Origin of the sequence: Rhodococcus sp. UFZ-B548 (genome assembly GCF_903819475.1) — a bacterium.
GTDB lineage: Bacteria > Actinomycetota > Actinomycetes > Mycobacteriales > Mycobacteriaceae > Rhodococcus_F > Rhodococcus_F erythropolis.
The window spans coordinates 109,548-123,972 of record NZ_CAIJDS010000010.1; the positions used below are offsets into that span (position 1 = coordinate 109,548).

13 protein-coding genes are annotated in these 14,425 nt (G+C 63.3%); 8 read left to right on the top strand and 5 right to left on the bottom strand.

The genetic code is table 11. The annotated features are described in order from the left end of the window. Position 1: 1 nt before the first annotated feature. Entirely contained in the window at positions 2-1,633 is a 1,632-nt protein-coding gene (locus H7C86_RS11920; RefSeq protein ID WP_182261573.1) for an ABC transporter ATP-binding protein, read from the top strand. Continuing rightward, positions 1,633-3,180, top strand: a complete 1,548-nt coding sequence (locus tag H7C86_RS11925; RefSeq protein WP_182261574.1) for an ABC transporter ATP-binding protein — start codon at positions 1,633-1,635, stop codon at positions 3,178-3,180. The genes H7C86_RS11920 and H7C86_RS11925 overlap by 1 nt, the downstream gene beginning before the upstream one ends. Before the next feature lie 11 nt (positions 3,181-3,191). Here H7C86_RS11925 and H7C86_RS11930 read toward each other — a convergent pair whose 3' ends face one another. The 3 genes from H7C86_RS11930 to H7C86_RS11940 form a co-directional block, all read right to left on the bottom strand. Then, complete coding sequence (locus tag H7C86_RS11930) at positions 3,192-3,779, bottom strand: sugar O-acetyltransferase (RefSeq protein WP_037120624.1); 588 nt, start codon at positions 3,777-3,779, stop codon at positions 3,192-3,194. 258 nt (positions 3,780-4,037) lie between these two features. Next, a complete protein-coding gene (locus H7C86_RS11935; RefSeq protein WP_080910289.1) occupies positions 4,038-5,123 on the bottom strand; it encodes an ABC transporter substrate-binding protein in 1,086 nt (361 codons plus the stop codon). Positions 5,124-5,177: 54 nt separating this feature from the next. After that, the gene (locus H7C86_RS11940) at positions 5,178-6,008 is read right to left on the bottom strand and encodes a siderophore-interacting protein (RefSeq protein WP_182261575.1); all 831 of its coding nucleotides are present in this window, start codon (positions 6,006-6,008) and stop codon (positions 5,178-5,180) included. Positions 6,009-6,180: 172 nt separating this feature from the next. Between H7C86_RS11940 and H7C86_RS11945 the strand changes: the two genes are divergently transcribed. Then, positions 6,181-7,767, top strand: coding sequence for an AraC family transcriptional regulator (locus H7C86_RS11945; RefSeq protein WP_182261576.1), 1,587 nt, complete (start codon positions 6,181-6,183; stop codon positions 7,765-7,767). A 30-nt stretch (positions 7,768-7,797) separates the two neighbouring features. Here H7C86_RS11945 and H7C86_RS11950 read toward each other — a convergent pair whose 3' ends face one another. Then, positions 7,798-8,112 carry a hypothetical protein gene (locus H7C86_RS11950; RefSeq protein ID WP_042953267.1) on the bottom strand — a complete coding sequence of 105 codons (315 nt, stop codon included), beginning with the start codon at positions 8,110-8,112 and terminating at the stop codon, positions 7,798-7,800. Between the two features lie 174 nt (positions 8,113-8,286). On the opposite strand from H7C86_RS11950, the gene H7C86_RS11955 reads away from it, so the two are divergent. Then, entirely contained in the window at positions 8,287-9,402 is a 1,116-nt protein-coding gene (locus H7C86_RS11955) for an agmatine/peptidylarginine deiminase (RefSeq protein WP_182261577.1), read from the top strand. Positions 9,403-9,438: 36 nt separating this feature from the next. Continuing rightward, positions 9,439-10,011, top strand: coding sequence for a TetR/AcrR family transcriptional regulator (locus H7C86_RS11960; RefSeq protein ID WP_046379538.1), 573 nt, complete (start codon positions 9,439-9,441; stop codon positions 10,009-10,011). 3 nt (positions 10,012-10,014) lie between these two features. Here the strand turns inward: H7C86_RS11960 and H7C86_RS11965 are convergent, their stop codons facing one another. Continuing rightward, positions 10,015-10,671, bottom strand: coding sequence for a TetR/AcrR family transcriptional regulator (locus H7C86_RS11965; RefSeq protein ID WP_182261578.1), 657 nt, complete (start codon positions 10,669-10,671; stop codon positions 10,015-10,017). Between the two features lie 167 nt (positions 10,672-10,838). On the opposite strand from H7C86_RS11965, the gene H7C86_RS11970 reads away from it, so the two are divergent. From H7C86_RS11970 to H7C86_RS11980, 3 genes are read left to right on the top strand one after another with little or no spacing between them, the layout of a single operon-like run. Further along, positions 10,839-12,227 (top strand): NAD(P)/FAD-dependent oxidoreductase, encoded by a 1,389-nt coding sequence (locus tag H7C86_RS11970; RefSeq protein WP_175470368.1) that lies wholly within the window; start codon positions 10,839-10,841, stop codon positions 12,225-12,227. Then, entirely contained in the window at positions 12,224-13,378 is a 1,155-nt protein-coding gene (locus tag H7C86_RS11975) for a serine hydrolase (RefSeq protein ID WP_182261579.1), read from the top strand. Before H7C86_RS11970 ends, H7C86_RS11975 begins: the two co-directional genes overlap by 4 nt. Further along, positions 13,375-14,415 carry an NAD(P)-dependent alcohol dehydrogenase gene (locus H7C86_RS11980; protein ID WP_020909584.1) on the top strand — a complete coding sequence of 347 codons (1,041 nt, stop codon included), beginning with the start codon at positions 13,375-13,377 and terminating at the stop codon, positions 14,413-14,415. The genes H7C86_RS11975 and H7C86_RS11980 overlap by 4 nt, the downstream gene beginning before the upstream one ends. Positions 14,416-14,425 lie beyond the last annotated feature (10 nt).

Below are 14,425 nucleotides of genomic sequence, written 5' to 3' on the forward strand. Positions count from 1 at the left end.
CATGCCCCGCCCTCTCGTCGAACCGTCGCTGGTCCCGGCTTTGCGCCCGGCGCTGCCTGCATTGGCCGCCGGGGTGGTCGCGGCGGCAGCGTCGGGGGTCGCGATGCTCGGTGCGCTCTGGAGCGTCGTGCAACTCATCGGTGAACCGTCGATGACTTGGGCCGGGTGGGCATGTGGGCTGTGGCTCACCGGGGTAACGCTCGCGGCCACGTCGTCGTGGCTCTCGCATCACGCCGAGTCGCTCTTCGAGGCCAGGCTTCGACGCCAGCTCGCAGCTCATCTCGTTCGACTGCCCGCAAGTACGCTGTCCCGCTACAGCGGAGACGCACTGAGGAGGCTCGTTTCGGACGACATCTCGGCGCTGCACCATATGACTGCGCACCTACCGGCCGAGTTCGCCACACTCATCGTGGTCCCGGCGGTCACGATCGCTGTGCTGGTCGCCTCAGCCGGCCCCGTGGCGCTACTCGCTCTGGCTCCCGGCATCGTGGCAGCACTGTTCTACTTGTTCGTGATCCCCAGAATGGCCGCTCGGCACAGCGCCGAAAGTGCGGATGTCATGGGCGACATCGTGACCGCTGTCGACGACTATGCCCGCGGTATCCACGTCTGCCGGATCTACGGCGCGCAGACCGGCGCTGCCGCCGACTATGCAGAATCGACAGCACGGTTCACCCGGGGAATGCAGGAGCGCGTTCGACTCGTGGCTACCCCCGCGGCCGTCGCGGTTGCCCTCATGCAGGCGACGGCGACGTTCGCGATCGCCTATGCCGTCGGATATCGCTGGGATGCAACGACATTGGCCGCCACTATTCTCTTCAGCCTCGCAATCGTGACACCGGCCCTGCGGCTCGGGCACGGCCTCGACTACGTCGCGGCTGGACGCGCTGCTGCAGTCCGGCTCGCCGCTGCCCTGGACGAACCCACCCTCCCTGCCGGTGAAGCACTCACCGTTCCGGCGTCGAGTCCCTCCGACCGCCTGGAGATCGTCGACCTGACCGTCATGATCGCGGACCGCAGAGTCGTCGACGGCGTCACGCATGCATTCCGCCCAGCCGCGATCACTGCGATCACGGGACCGAGTGGAGCGGGCAAGTCGACGCTCCTGAAAGCACTGGCCGGCTTCGAGATCCCGGAACTCGGTACCGTCCGCTACGCGGGCCAGAGCGTCGTCACGATCGACGAGAACCTGCGGCCACAGTCCATTCTGCTCACACCCCAGGGCACAGACGTGTTGCCGGCCACGGTGCGCGAGAACATCGCACTGGCCGCCCCCGATGCAACGGACGCAGAATACACCGCCGCACTACGCCGGGCACAGATCGACATCAGCCTCGACACCGACGCCACTTCACTCTCCGGCGGAGAACGTCAACGCGTCGGGCTCGCTCGGGTATTCCTCTCGCCCGCAGCAGTACTGCTGCTCGACGAGCCGACCAGTGCGCTCGACGATCGGACAGCGGCCGAACTGCTGAAGGAACTGCGCCACTTCGCGCACGCTGAAGGGAAGACGATCGTGATCGTCACCCACGACCCTGCTCTTGCAGACGACGCCGACGATCGACTCGACCTCGACAGTCCCAACTCGCACAACGCCGCCTCGCGTAATGCCGCCCTGACTGGAGCCGAATAATGAACAGCGCCAATGCAGCCCGTCGCCGCTTGATCACCATCGGATTCGGTTGGGTGTCCGTTGCAGTCCTCGAGGCGATCGCGTACACCACCCTCGCCCTCTCGATCGCTGATCACCGGTCGCCGGTTCTCGTGCTGGCCACGGCCGCAATCGCTCTCTTCGTGACCGTCCTGGTCTCGCGGGGTGGTTACTTCACCGGGGCTCGACTCGTCGGCGATCTCTACGATGCGCTCGGCGACGCCTTCGCCCGCACCAAGCTGTCGTGGTTCACCGACCACAACCGGGCGCTGCTCGCCACTGTCGCCGGGCGCGGAATCCCGTCACTGATGAGCGTTCCCGCGCACCAACTTCAGACCTTCCTCGTTACGCCACTGATACCGCTGCTCCTACTTCCTGGAGTCGCGGTCGTCGCGGGGCCCGGCGTCATGCTGTTCGTCGGCGGACTGCTCGCCGTGTCGCTCGCGGCTCAGACGCTCGCCCAACGCGCTCTCAGCCGAGCGGACGCGCGCCGGCACGAGGCCGAACTCGCAGCAACGCAGTCGACTCTCGAGCTCACCGATCATCTCGAATTACTGCGCACGGCAGCCGGTCCCACACGTTCCGTCGAACGCATCGAGCGAAGTTGGCGGGATCAGGAAACCGCGCTTGCACGGACCAATCTCGCCGCGGCACCAGCGACATTCATCTCGGCGATCGCCACTATTGTGCCACTGGCAGGCGCAGTGATCTTCCTCGCCGCCACCGGATTCGACGATCCCGCAGCCGCTCTAGCGCTCGTCATCCTCACCGCCCGCGCCGCTGCCCCGCTCGACGAACTCGCTCTGGCCGGAATCGGAGTCAATGAACTGCGTGCAACGGTTCGCGATTATCGGGCCGCGACTTCGGCTCCCGCACTACCCGAGCCCGCGTCCCAGGACGCCGCGCGCCCTGTTGGAACTGACATCAAGGTCGTCGGAGTGGACCACGCTCCGGTTCTGCGCGGCATCAACGCGGAGATCCCCGCCGGGGAGCGTGTTCTCGTCGCAGGGCGCTCGGGTACGGGGAAGAGCACCCTTCTCGGGCTGCTCATGCGCTTCGACGACCCGGACGAAGGCAGCGTCACTCTCGGCGGAGTTTCATTGCGCGACTTGCCATACGACGACCTGGCTGCTCACATCGGCTACGTGCCACAAGATCCACTCGTGTTCTCGGGCACGCTCGGCGAGAACATCGGACTGGGAAGACCGGGCGCTACCGAAACCCAGATCGAGGAAGCCTCCAGGCGCGCTGCCCTCGGCGCCGTTCTCGACCGCTCGACGCTCGGCATTCATCAGGACATCGGTCACCAAGGATCCGCTCTCTCCGGTGGCGAACGTCAGCGGGTGGCGATCGCTCGTGCCTTCCTCAAAGACGCTCCCGTCCTGGTGCTCGACGAGGCTACTTCGGCTCTCGACGAGGGCACCGAGCGCCGCATCGCCGGCGCCGTGCGGGAATTGGCGGCTACCGTCTTCGTCGTCACCCACCGCGACCCCGCCATCTGGGAGCCCACCCGCACGATCACGCTCTGACATCGCAAGCCCTAGTGCTCGCGTTGCAGTCCTTCTACTTCGGCAGGTGTACGACGGACAACCCTTGCAGGCGATCCAGCAGCAACGACGTGATCGGGAATGTCATGCAACACCACACTTCCGGCACCGATCACGGCGTTATGACCGATCGAAACTCCTGCACCGACGGTGACGGAGGCACCGAGCCACGTGTTCTCGCCGATGACGATCGGAGCCGCTCGCTCCCATCCCTCGCGGCGCCGTCGATGATCATCGACAGGGTGCAACGCTGTCATCAGCTGGGCTCCAGGCCCGATCCTCACGTCCGCACCGATCGTGATCAGCGCATCATCCATGAAGAACCCGTTCGCGTTGACGAATGCGTTGGCTCCGAGCCGAATGTTGTGTCCGTAGCTGCATTGGAACCGCGGCACCACCAAAGCTCCGTCACCTACCTCACCAAAAAGGCTAGCGAGAGCCCGTGAGCGGACAGCATCGTCGTCCGCCGCAGCCCCATTGAACGAGTCGAGTCGACGCCAACACTCCAGCCGCCGCTGCCGCAGCTCTTCATCATCGAGATACCACTCGCCACGAGCAAGACGATCCGCCTGTTCTCCCACCCGCGGATCGTCGCACACCGCGCCACCGCACTCCGACTGGGCACACCGCACCCCACCGAGCGCTACAACGGGGCGGCTCCAATGCAGCCCGGACGGCGAACGGGATCGCACACCTTTACCGCCGGACCGATCACCCCGGGTAGCGCGACTTTTTTGTTCCATCGGTGGCCCCAACCCCGGACACCTGCTGTACGAACAACCCGTCGCCACACAATCATGTGGCGACGGGTGAGTGCTTTCCGTTCTCCAGTTGTACGCCTACAGCTTCGCGCTGATGAGCGGCACGATATGTTCAGCCGCCCACGTCGTTCCGATCGGGCCACCGCTCGTGATTGCCCACAGAACATCCCCGCCGTCGGCGGTGCGAGGAGGCAGGCCAACCCAATGACCGGAGGACACAGCGCCGAGTGCTTGGAAGAGCTTCCCGCCGGTCAGCTTGTCGAAATCCTCTTCGCTGCCGGCGGCACTGCGACCGATCAGCAGGAAATCCGCATCGATGTTCTCGAGAAGTTCCTCTCCGACCGTGCTCTGAGTGACGAACTCTTTCGCACGCGGGTTCTCGGCAAAACCAAGCTCACCCAGGAATGTTGCCGGCGCCGAACCTGGCGCTGAAAGATACTGCAACCCATTGCCGGTGCCGTAGAAGATCGCCCAAGTCGCAGTCAGACCCGCGAGTTGCGGGTTCTCCTCACGCACTTTGGCGAAGTACTGATCATGCTCTGCCACAACCTTCTCAGCCGCATTCGAGAGATCGAGGGTCTCGCCCAGAACACGGATCGACTCCTTCCACGGCACGAGCATCCGCGACTTCGTGTCGGGGCTCGTCACCACCGGTGCGATGGAGGACAAGCGCTCGTAGTAATCGCCCATGGACAAACCACCCAGGCCGTCAGCCCAGCCGACGGCGACGATGAGGTCCGGTTCGCTCGCGGCGATCGCTTCGACGGGAAGTGTTCCACCCATCGCGAACTCGAAGGTGTCGAGATTCTCTGCGTCGTAGGGCAACAAGTACGACTGGGAAGCCGATTCCTTCACCATCGACGAGGAGAGGACGGGTTTGACGCCGAGCGCGAGGAGCATTTCCGTGTCGACGGCATTGGGCACGATCGCGGCGATCCGCTCCGGTCGTTTCTCGAGAATACTTGTACCGTATGGCGATTCCAGGGTCAGCGGGTAGGTGGTCGTTCCTTCCGCAGCGGGAAGGGCGTTCCCCTCCGAACCGGGAGAGGACGCCGTTTTCGAGTCTTCGGCCGAGGCCGAGCACCCGGTCACGAGTAGCGCTGCGGCGAGCGCGGCCCCGATCAGTCCGGTGATCCGTGATCGTCTGGTGCGCAGGACTGTCATTTCTGCCTTTCGGTGTTGCTGAGGTGAAGGTGTTGGGTGAGCGATGGAGCCAGGTCAGGAATCTGTACGCACGGCCCCGCCGCGTTTCCAGTAGCCGGTGAAATCGATGTGGGCCTTCGCAATTCCTCGATCACGAATCAAATGACGCCGAAGCGAGCGAACCGTCGCCTGTTCGCCTGCAAGCCAAGCGAATACGCGTCCGTCAGGCCATTCGGCAGCACTGACCGCGTCGAGCAACAAAGTAGTAGCGCCGGGCTCGACCCCCTCGTGCGGCAACCACGTGACACTCACCCCGGACAACTCGCGCACCGATTGGATGTGAGCCGAGTCCGCAATTTCGACGAACACATGCCCCCTGGCATCGGCGGGCAATTCCTCGAGCAGACGTGCGATCGCCGGCAACGCGGTCTCGTCACCGACGGCCAGCAGATACTCGTGATCTTCCGGGAGTCCCTGCGATACAGAGGGGCCCGCGATGTGCATTCGGTCGCCCGGGCTGGCGTCCCGCGCCCAGGTGGTAGCCACTCCGTCGCCGTGAACGACGAAATCGACGTCGAGTTCCCTTGTTTGCGGATCGTAGCGGCGCACGGTGTATGCGCGGGCAAGCGGACGGCGCCCCGCAGCGAAAGTCACACTGCCGTCGACCATTACCGGCAGGACCGGGTCGGTTTCGCCGGGGTAGGTGAACAGCAACCGGATGTCGTCGTCGAAGCCCGTACTCGCGAAGGCGGGTTCGGCAATTCCGTCGGCGTTGGTGAAGGTGTCGAGTTGGGCTCCGGTGAGCGTCACTCTCCGCATGCCCGGCGTCACCTCTGTCACCCGATGTACCTCGAGTTCACGCAAGGTAACGGGGTACGCCGTTGTCGGACGGGTGTTTCGGGGCACGGAAAGTCTCCTCGGAAGCGCACAGACGGGGGGTCCGGCCCACGTTCGATCACGGCGGGTGGGCCGATAAATAAAGCTAGCCTGCCCTAATCGGATAGGGTTATCCGTGCGTGCCGACTTTTTACACTCATCGGTCGGATGGAAGAGAAAGCATCGACGTCGGGAGGGCATCGTGGGACCACGGTTGGTGTTCCCCGCAGGCGAAGTCCCCGAGATCCCCGCGGCTCGGCTCGCCTCGACCGCGAATGAACGCGAGCCACTGCTGTTCTGGGTACATACCGGGCGCGCAGAATTGCAGATCAGCGGCCGTACCCGCGGTGTGACTGCGGGGGCGGCAATCTGGGTACCGGCGGGAATCGCGTACAGCATCCGGGTCGATCCGGGCGCGGTCGCATTTCCCATCCCACTGCCCGCGGCCGACCTGCCGCCCGCGTTGAACCGGGTCATCGACTTCGAGATCCCAGCAGACTGGCAGGACTGGCTCGTCCACCAATTCGCGCACAACTTGGGATTTCTTCGGGGTGAGACGGCAGCGGGAGCCGGACTGATCGAGCTTGTCGCGGGTGTTCACTCCGACGGGAACGACAACTCCCCGTCATACTCCCCACCGCGCTTGCCACGCTCGACCGAAACCCTCGAGATCGCACGCACGCTGCTGCGGACACCATCCGACGACACCGAGCTTTCCCGGTTCGCCCAGCAACTCAAGATCGGTGTCCGCACCCTGCAGCGCCGATTCACCGAGGAAACGGGATTGTCATTCGTGCGCTGGCGTACTTCGGCCCGGATCGCGGCAGCGACCTCATATCTGGCCGCCGGCCGCGAAATCGGCTGGACGGGTAGCCAGGTCGGATTCGCGACACCCGCGGGCTTCACCCGCGCCTTCCGAGAACACACCGGCATGACACCCACCGACTACGCACGCGCCAACCGGCGCCCGACGCCGCCCCGTGAAGACGAGACCCTGGCACAGGGCGTTGCATTGTTGTCCGAAGAAGGCGCCCGGTCAGGATCGGCACCAGCACCCCCGACGATCCCCGCAAGTGGAACGTGGGCACGGGTCAACGACTTTCACGTCGTTGTCTGGATCTACCGAGGCTCCGCCCGGGTCACTTTCGGCGACCGAACCTGGAATCTGCGACGGGGTGACGCGATGTGGCTTCCCGCTGGAGTGCGCAACAGCGTCGAGATCGCCGAAGGCTCTTTGTTACTCCCCCTCGGATCCCAGCCGGGTGCCTCTCCCGTCACCGCACCGCCCCCACGTGTGCTGCACTTCGCGCGCGAAGCGCAGGCGTATCTGCTGCACACGGTGGTCGCCAATTACACCCACCTGCGCCCCGAGATCCACGACCCCGCGCGGATCGCGAGGCTGATTCGAAGTGCCGCGGCAGTGCCCCTACCCAGCGGCGATCAGGCCGATCCAGTCGAAACGATCCTTGCCGCACTCCGGAAGAACCCCGCCGATTCGCGCACTCTGCCGGATTGGAGCGCTCGGCTCGGCGTCGACGAGGACATGCTCCTCAAAGACTTCGTAGCGGCCACCGGCCAGAGCTTCCCGCGCTGGCGCGGTCAGTTGCGGATGACCCTCGCCCGCGCTTATCTCGAGGAGGGCCTCGCGGCCGGAGAGACTGCCCGTCGACTCGGATACGCGCACGCGTCCGGATTCACCAAGGTCTTCATCGCGGCTCACGGCATGTCGCCCCGGGACTACCAGCGCCGCGGATGGCGAGGAACGGTCGAAGGACTCATCGACTCGTGACCTTCCGTCGGATAATTCCTTCAGTTCCCACTACACGAACAGTGCGGCAGCCATTCCGGCAAAAACCAGCGAGATGGCAAACAAGTAGAGACGCAGAATACTGCGGTACCTCTTGCGAGCATGCTCCACTTCATACGAGCTACTCAGCGTTCGGAAGAGAACTATGAGCATCAGAGCGACGGCTGTGAACAGTGTGACCACGATGACCCAGTCCGTCGTGGTTTCCACTGGCGCTTTGCCGTCGTCGCGAATTGCCCACTGAGCCAAAAAGTTCAGCAAGAACCCCAAGATGATGCCAAGCGAAGTCACCATCGGCTGGCGGGTATCCCGAATGTCATCGTTCATGATCACTACTTTCTTGACTAAATTTTCAGTCAGGAGCTAGTCTCTGTGCAAGCAAGTGAGCGCCAGACGCACCTGGTGTGATCGAACAGTAGCTGGATGTTGCCCCACTCGCGCGCGATGAACAGATTCCTCCAAGACCACGCGAGCCCGCGAGAAGCAGAAGGAGTCACCGCAATGCACAGACGTCGGTTCATACAGGCAGGCGCAGCCGCGCTCAGTGGCCTCTTCCTGGCAGGTTGCGGCGATTCCGACTCAGCCTCGGGCGGGAGCAATGGCAGCGACGATCTTCGCGAGTGGGTGATGCCGGAAGAGGGCGATCCGCACAAGCGCACCTGGATGGCGTTCGGCGCCAGTGAAGCGATCTGGGGAGCCGCCCTCCTGCCCGAGGTCCAGCGCAACCTCGCGACGATCGCGCAGACTATCGCGCAGTTCGAGCCCGTCTCGATGCTTGTCCGTTCCGAGGAACTGGACTTGGCACGAACCCTCGTCGGCCCATCGGTCGAACTGATCGCCGCCCCTCTCGACGACCTCTGGATGCGCGACACCGGCCCCGTATTCGTGAAAGGCAACGGGACCAAAGCGGGTATCGATTTCAACTTCAACGGTTGGGGCGAGAAGCAGGATTTTGATCAGGACGGCCAAGTCGCAGCGTTTGTCGCCGCCCGCGCGGGAGTCGAATCATTGCCTACCGACCTGATCCTCGAAGGCGGCGGCATCGAGGTCGACGGCGAAGGAACAGCCATCATCACCGAAAGCTGCGTCCTCAACAACAACCGCAACCCGGGATGGTCGAAGTCGGACGTCGAAGCCGAACTCGGTCCCCTGCTCGGCGTCGACAAGATCATCTGGCTACCGGGAATCGCAGGCAAGGACATCACGGACGGCCACACGGACTTCTACGCCCGCTTCGCGCGACCAGGCGTCGTGGTCGCAGGCCTCGACACGGATCCGGAGTCCTTCGACCACGACGTGACCGCACGCCACCTCGAGATTCTCGAGAACGCGACCGACGCCCAGGGGCGGAAGCTGGAAGTGGTTGTTCTCGAGGCACCTGTTTCGATCAGGCCGCAGTTCGAATCAGATGATTTCGCAGCCGGATACATCAACTTTTACGTGTGCAACGGAGCAGTCATCGCCCCTGAATTCGGTGATCCCGAGGCCGACCAGGCTGCCAGAAGTGAATTGGAGCGCCTCTTCCCCGACCGTCGCGTCGTGCAGATCAACATCGACGCCATTGCCGCCGGTGGTGGCGGCATTCACTGCACCACCCAGCAGGAACCTGCGGACTAGAAGCCCGTCCCGACCACCCTCGTAGAATTCGGACTCGTGTCGAACCGTCAAACGGAAATCTTGGAAGCGGCAGTCCGCGTCATCGCCCAGCACGGCGTGCGCGGGCTGAGGGTGGAAACGCTCGCCGCCGAGGCGGGGGTGTCGACCGCGCTGATCTACTACCACTTCCAGAACCGCGCCGGTGTGCTGCGCCGGGCCCTCGATCACATCAACGATCGCGCCGCGCTGTACACCGAGGATGCCTTCACGGAAACAGACCCGCGCGCGCAGCTCGACCAGATGCTCCTGCTGGAGTTTCAGAACTCGCCGAAGATTCGCGAAAACAGCATTGCATGGGGCGAACTTCGGGCAAGCGCCGTCTTCGCAGACGAGCTACGCGAATCACTACGTACCACAACGCAGAAATGGGCAGACGACGTCGAATCCTTGATCCGGCAAGCTCAGGACGTCGGCCTCGCTGATCCGAAGGCAAGCCCGGCCGACGCCGCCGAACGACTCACTGCACTGGTCGAAGGCCTGAGTGAACGCTGGCTGAGCGGCTCGATTTCCATCGAACGAGCAAGAGAACTCCTCATCGGTGCGATCAGCGTGGAGATCGATCCGAGCTAGCCCCTACCGCTCGCCGCCGCCCTTGGATTCCGGCGACAGGGCCGGGAACCAGATGTCGGTCAGAACCTCGGCCGCCTGCATCCGAGTCACGTCGATCGTCCCCTGCACGGCCCAGCGTGTGAAGAATCGCTCCAGCTGGCTCACGAGCAATTCGACGCGCAACCTCGCCTCGTCATGCTGTTCCACCGGCCACCGACCCAGATACTTGGGCATGGCATTCGGCAGTTCGGTCATACCGTCTCGCGCTGTCTCGCGGAACTCCGGTTCGAGTGCCACGGCCTCGTCCCACGCCGGCAGCAGGCGCTTGTTCTCGTCGAACCAGTCGAAGGCACGTTCCAGCCATGCGGTGAACTCCACGCGAGAGTTCGTGTCGAGGACCCGATCGAGATCGATGTAGAAAGCGAACGCACTCGCCGCTATCCCGGCCGCGCCGATCGTCTTGAGCATCTCCACCTTGCTGGCGAAATGCACGTAGAACGTGGCTCTACTGCATCCGACGACCGAGGAGATGTCGTCGACCGTGACAGCCGCGTATCCCCGTTCCTCGAACAGAGTGCGTGCGGCGTCCACGAGTTTGGCCCGCGTCGCGCGTTTCTGCTCGTCGCGAAGGGTTCCCCGCCTGTTCTTCGGGCCATCGGTAGTCGTGCTCACGTCGCCCACCTTGCTCGCATTTCGACTTCCTGGCAAATCACCGACTCACCGTCATCAAAAAACATTGCGTCATTCATTGACACATCGTCAGCGAATGGCGCACTATGACTCAAGTCACTTCTCGGGCTTCGATTCTTCTTCGCGCACGCCCGAGACAGAACAGAAAGCGATGGCGAATGAGCCCCTCCCCCTTGCCGAGCGTCTGCATCATCGGCGCCGGGCCTACCGGAATCACGACGGCCAAGCGAATGAAGGAATTCGGAATACCCTTCGACTGCTACGAAGCGTCCGACGAGGTCGGCGGAAACTGGTACTACAAGAACCCCAACGGAATGTCGGCCTGCTACCAGAGCCTGCATATCGACACGTCGAAGTGGCGCTTGGCATTCGAGGACTTCCCGGTCTCTGCCGACCTTCCCGATTTCCCCCACCATTCCGAACTCTTCCAGTACTTCAAGGACTACGTCGAGCATTTCGGCCTGCGTGAGTCGATCATCTTCAACACCAGTGTTGTTGCCGCAGAGCGTGATGCAAACGGACTGTGGACGATCACGCGCTCGGACGGCGAAGTCCGCACCTACGACGTCCTGATGGTCTGCAATGGTCACCACTGGGATCCCAACATCCCGGATTACCCGGGCGAGTTCGACGGCGTCCTCATGCACAGCCACAGCTACAACGACCCGTTCGATCCGATCGACATGCGCGGCAAGAAAGTAGTCGTGGTCGGAATGGGGAACTCCGGCTTGGACATTGCTTCCGAACTGGGGCAGAGATACCTCGCCGACAAGCTCATCGTCTCGGCACGCCGCGGCGTGTGGGTGTTGCCGAAATACCTGGGCGGCGTGCCGGGAGACAAACTGATCACCCCGCCCTGGATGCCTCGGGGGCTGCGCCTGTTCCTGAGTCGTCGATTCCTCGGCAAGAACCTGGGAACCATGGAGGGCTACGGACTACCCAAGCCGGACCACCGCCCCTTCGAGGCACATCCGTCAGCCAGTGGCGAGTTCTTGGGACGCGCCGGGTCCGGCGACATCACCTTCAAGCCGGCGATCACCAAACTCGACGGAAAGCAGGTTCATTTCGCCGACGGCACCGCGGAGGACGTCGACGTGGTCGTCTGCGCCACCGGCTACAACATCAGCTTCCCCTTCTTCGACGACCCGAACCTGCTGCCGGACAAAGACAACCGATTCCCACTCTTCAAACGCATGATGAAGCCCGGAATCGACAACCTCTTCTTCATGGGACTCGCTCAGCCCATGCCGACGCTCGTAAACTTCGCCGAGCAACAGAGCAAGCTCGTCGCGGCCTACCTCACCGGTAAATACCAGCTGCCGTCCGCGAACGAGATGCAGGAGATCACCAAGGCCGACGAGGCGTACTTCCTCGCCCCCTATTACAAGTCACCGCGCCACACCATTCAGCTCGAGTTCGACCCGTACGTCCGCAACATGAACAAGGAAATTGCCAAGGGCACCAAGCGTGCCGCGGCCTCGGGGAACAAACTACCTGTTGCGGCGCGTGCAGCAGCACACGAACTCGAGAAGGCGGATCGCGCATGAGCACGGTGAACGGTCACTGCAACAACGAGTTCGAAGCCGTCCGCACCGCCTTCGAGGCGCAACTCGAATCCGGTGAGGAGTTGGGTGGCTCCATCGCCATCACCGTCGACGGAGAAGCCGTAGTAGACATCTGGGGCGGATACGCCGACGAATCCCGTACCACTCCTTGGGGCCCGGACACCATCGTCAACACCTTCTCCATCACCAAGACCATGACGGCTCTGTGTGCGCTCCTGCTGGTCGAACGCGGCCAATTGGACGTGTACCAGAAGGTTGCTCACTACTGGCCCGACTTTGCGGTAAACGGCAAGGAAGACATCGAAGTTCGCCACCTTCTGTCGCATACGTCTGGCGTCTCCGGTTGGGAGCGCCCGATCGAGCTGAAGGACATCTACGACCTCGAGACGTCCACCGCTCGCCTCGCTACCCAGAAGCCTTGGTGGACCCCAGGTACGGCGTCGGGCTATCACGCGATCAACTACGGCCATCTCGTCGGTGAGGTCATTCGTCGCATCGACGGTCGGACCCTCGGCAGGTTCTTTGCCGAAGAGCTTGCCGGTCCACTGGGAGCCGACTTCCACATCGGCACGTCCGGAGAGCATTTCGGTCGAATAGCCACCATGGTTCCGCCGCCCGCGTTGGAGTTCGACCTGTCCACGCTCGACCAGGACAGCATCTTCATCAAGACCCTGACGTGCCCACTGCTCGACTACCCCGAGGTCAACACCGCGCCCTGGCGGGAGGCTGAGATCGGCGCAGTCAACGGCCACGGCAACGCACGTTCTATCGCTCGGATCCAATCCGTGATCTCGAACGGTGGTGTGCTCGACGGCCAGAAGCTGCTCTCGCAGAGCACCATCGACCTGATCTTCGCGATCCAAGCCGACGGTATCGACCTCGGGATCATGACTCCGCTCAAGTTCGGCATCGGATACGGACTGCCGCACCCGGATACCGCACCCCTGGTTCCCGACGGACGCGCCTGCTGGTGGGCCGGTATCGGCGGCTCGATGCTGGTCAACGATCTGGACCGTCGGATGACTTTCGCCTACGTCATGAACAAGATGGCACCCGGTCTGATCGGGTCCGACCGCAGCAACGCCTATCTGAGCGCTGCGTACAACTCCGAGATCAGCGAGGTCAGTTCATGAAGGCAGCTCAGCTCATGGGGCCTGGCCTCCTCGAGATCAACGACGTGCCGATCCCCGAGATCAGTCCATCGGAACTGCTGATTCGGGTGGGCGCAGCGGGAATCTGCCACTCCGATCTGCATCTCCTGCACTTTCCGTACAAGATGCGCGAAGAACCGCTGACCATCGGCCACGAAATTGCCGGAACGATCGAAGCCGTCGGGAGTGGCGTCGACGGCCGTTCCGTCGGAGAGCGTGGCGTCGTCTACCTGTGCTGGTCCTGTGGACAGTGCCGAGAATGCATGAGCGGCAACGAGAACATGTGCCTCGCCGCTGGACGCACCGCGATGCCGCCCTGCCCCGGGCTCGGTCCCGAAGGCGGAATGGCCGAGTACGTCAAGATCCCGGCTCGCTCATTCGTACCCATCGGAGACCTCGACTTCCTGCAGGCCGCACCGCTCGCCGATGCAGCACTGACGAGCTACCACGCCATTCGCGGCGCACGCGAACATCTCCAGCCCGGTGCCACCGCCGTCGTGATCGGCGTCGGCGGACTCGGTCACGTTGCAGTACAGATACTTCGCGCAATCAGTGCCGTGCGCATCATCGCCGTCGATGTCGGACAGGATCAACTCGATCTCGCCAAACGTTGCGGCGCCGACATCACGCTCGAATCGGGACCGGACACCGCGCAGCACATCCTCGACCTCACGTCGGCCAGAGGCGCAGAAGTCATCTTCGACTTCGTCGGTATCGACGCAACTGCACAGATGTCCGTTCAAGCGGTTGCGCCGAACGGCGCGTATCGCATGGTGGGTCTCGGAGGCGGAAACCCCGGAATCACAGCCGAAGCTGCCGGCGGACCTGGCTGGCCGTGGGGCGCATCGATCCGGAAGTCCTATGGCGGCACCAGAAACGACCTCGTCGATTCCATCGCCCTGGCACAGGCCGGTCTGGTAACGGTAGAAGTAGCCCGCTTCGACCTCGCTGATGCCCGCGACGCACTCGACCGTCTCGAACACGGCAAGGTCACCGGACGCGCAGTGCTCGTACCCTAATCTTTGAAAG

Bases quoted from the DNA above. Each gene is read 5' to 3' on its own strand.
- H7C86_RS11920 (WP_182261573.1), top strand. From the start codon at position 2: ATGCCCCGCCCTCTCGTCGAACCGTCGCTGGTCCCGGCTTTGCGCCCG.
- H7C86_RS11925 (WP_182261574.1), top strand. From the start codon at position 1,633: ATGAACAGCGCCAATGCAGCCCGTCGCCGCTTGATCACCATCGGATTC.
- H7C86_RS11935 (WP_080910289.1), bottom strand. From the start codon at position 5,123: ATGACAGTCCTGCGCACCAGACGATCACGGATCACCGGACTGATCGGG.
- H7C86_RS11950 (WP_042953267.1), bottom strand. From the start codon at position 8,112: ATGAACGATGACATTCGGGATACCCGCCAGCCGATGGTGACTTCGCTT.
- H7C86_RS11955 (WP_182261577.1), top strand. From the start codon at position 8,287: ATGCACAGACGTCGGTTCATACAGGCAGGCGCAGCCGCGCTCAGTGGC.
- H7C86_RS11970 (WP_175470368.1), top strand. From the start codon at position 10,839: ATGAGCCCCTCCCCCTTGCCGAGCGTCTGCATCATCGGCGCCGGGCCT.
- H7C86_RS11975 (WP_182261579.1), top strand. From the start codon at position 12,224: ATGAGCACGGTGAACGGTCACTGCAACAACGAGTTCGAAGCCGTCCGC.
- H7C86_RS11980 (WP_020909584.1), top strand. From the start codon at position 13,375: ATGAAGGCAGCTCAGCTCATGGGGCCTGGCCTCCTCGAGATCAACGAC.